The organism is Streptomyces sp. SPB074, from assembly GCF_000154905.1.
Classification (GTDB): domain Bacteria; phylum Actinomycetota; class Actinomycetes; order Streptomycetales; family Streptomycetaceae; genus Streptomyces.
Window position 1 is genome coordinate 1,933,196 of sequence record NZ_GG770539.1, and the last position, 2,267, is coordinate 1,935,462.

Below are 2,267 nucleotides of genomic sequence, written 5' to 3' on the forward strand. Positions count from 1 at the left end.
GCCCCGGCGGCGGGGGCCTGCCCGGCGGCGGGCTGCGCCTCGCGGGTGTCACCGGCGGCGGCGATGCTCGCCTCGGCGGCCTCGATGAGCGGGTCCGCGCCGGGCGCCTGGGCGGGCCCGGCCCCGGGGGCGTCCTCGCCCGTACCCGCACCGGTCCTCGCGGGGTCGCCGGCGCGCGCGGGCTGCCCGGCGGTTTCCCTGCCGGGGAGTTCGTTGGAGTTGGCCTCCGCCTCGGAGCCGGGGAGTGCGACCGCCGGGGCGGCGCCCGGGAGGTGGCCGCCCGCGTGGGGGGTGACGACCCCGGCGGCCGGGGTCGCGAGTATCGGCGGGGGCAGGACCACGACGGCCGCGATACCGCCCTGCTTCTGCTCGCGCAGCCGGACCCTGATGCCGTGCCGCGAGGCGAGGCGCGCGACGACGTACAGCCCGAGCCCGAGTCCGTCCTGCTCGTCCTGGAGGGTGTCGCCCGGCTGGAAGGAGGTGAGGAGTTCGTTGACCTCGTCCAGGCGCTCGGCGGACATGCCGATGCCCTCGTCCTGCACGGAGAGCATCACCTCACCGTTCTCCAGGAGCCAGGCCGAGACCTCCACCTGCGCGTCCGGCGGCGAGAACGACGTGGCGTTCTCCAGGAGTTCGGCGACGAGGTGGCTCAGGTCGTCGGCGGAGAAGCCCGCGATGTGGGCGTGCGGGGGCAGCGCCGCGATCCGTACCCGCTCGTACCGCTCGATCTCGCTGACCGCCGCGCGCAGCACGTCCACGAGCGGGACCGGGTTCGGGTTCTGCGTGCCGTGCTCGGCGCCCGCGAGGACCAGCAGGTTCTCGCTGTGGCGGCGCATCACGGTGGCGAGGTGGTCGAGCTTGAAGAGGGTCGCGAGGCGGTCCGGGTCCTGCTCGCGCTCCTCCAGGTTCTCGATGACGCCGAGCTGGCGCTCGACCAGGCCGAGGGTGCGCAGCGAGAGGTTGACGAAGGTCCCGTTGATCGAACCCTTCGCGAGGTCGAGCTGCTCCCGCACCCCGGCCAGTTCGGCGCGGAGCCGGTCGCGCTCGTCGGCGACGGACTGCCGCTGCCCGATCAGGTGCTTGCGGTCGCCCTCCAGCGTCCCGATCCGCTCATGGAGCGAACAGGCGTGCGCGTGCAGGATGTTGACGGAGTGGACTACCTGGGCGAACTCGTCGTTGCGGCCGGTGAAGCGCACCGGCTCCTCGGCGGCCGGGTCCTCCGTCTCCGCGACGCGCCGTGCGCCGAGGCGCAGCGCGGCGAGCGGGCGGGTCAGGGAGCGCGCGGTGGCCATGCCGACCCCGGCGGCGGCGAGCAGCAGGACGCCGACGAGCGCGATCCGCAGTTCCAGGGACCGCACCTCGTCGTCGCGCAGCGCCTCGGTGCGGTGCGAACGGTCCACGGCGAGCGCGGCGTCGGCCGAGCGCATCAGCTCGACGCGGGCGCCGAGCGCGGCGGAGACCTGGGCCGGCTTGAGGCCGAAGTCGCTGTCGGCGAGTTTCGGTTCGTCGGTGAGCCGGTCGAGGTACTTCTCGGCGTCGTTGACGTCGGCGCCGGTCACGGTGGAGGTGTACGCGGACACGTCGGCCTCGCGCGCGGTGGCGCGGAAGGCGGCGAGCGCGCCCTCGGAGCGGATCTGCGCCTCGTGGGCGGCGCGGCTGAGCGCGTCGCGCTGCCGGTCGCCCGCCGGGTCGGTGACCGGGACGGTCGTGGCGAGGCCCGTCACGGGGTCGACGCGGCTCTCGGTGCCGGTGGGGCGGGGCACCGCGAGCGCCGCGAGGAGCAGCCCGCGCACGGCGCCCGCCTCGTTCACCGCCGTGTCGAGGTCGGCGAGCGCGTGCGGGGCCTCGGCGGCGTGCGGCGGGAGCGCGTCGGCGAGCAGCGCGACGCGGGCGTGCAACCGCTCGATGATCCGGGTGTACGAGGTGTGCGCGGCCAGGGCGGTGCCCTTACCGGTGAGCGCCTGGCGGCGTACGCCGCTGATCGCTTCGAGCTGGTCGCGCAGCCCCTTCGGGATGTCGGCGGCCTCCAGCTCCTGCACGCCGCGGTCGACGCGGGCGCCGCGCTGCTCGTCGAGCCCGTCGCCGCGCGGACGGCCTGCGGCGATGTACGCGCTGACCTCGTCGCGCTCGTCGGCGAGGGCCTGGGCGAGCGCGGTGGACTGCTGGGCCACGCCCGCGTCGTCCACGAGCCGCTGCGCCTCGTGCACGCGGTCGGTCGCGTCGCTCAGCGCGGGCGCGCCCGCGCCGAGGACGGCGGCGGCGACCAC

1 protein-coding gene is annotated in these 2,267 nt (G+C 76.0%); it reads right to left on the reverse strand.

Going from position 1 to position 2,267, the window contains the following annotated elements:
• A partial coding sequence (locus SSBG_RS07710) for a sensor histidine kinase (protein ID WP_078491241.1) occupies nucleotides 1-2,267 on the reverse strand: 2,267 nt, incomplete at both ends.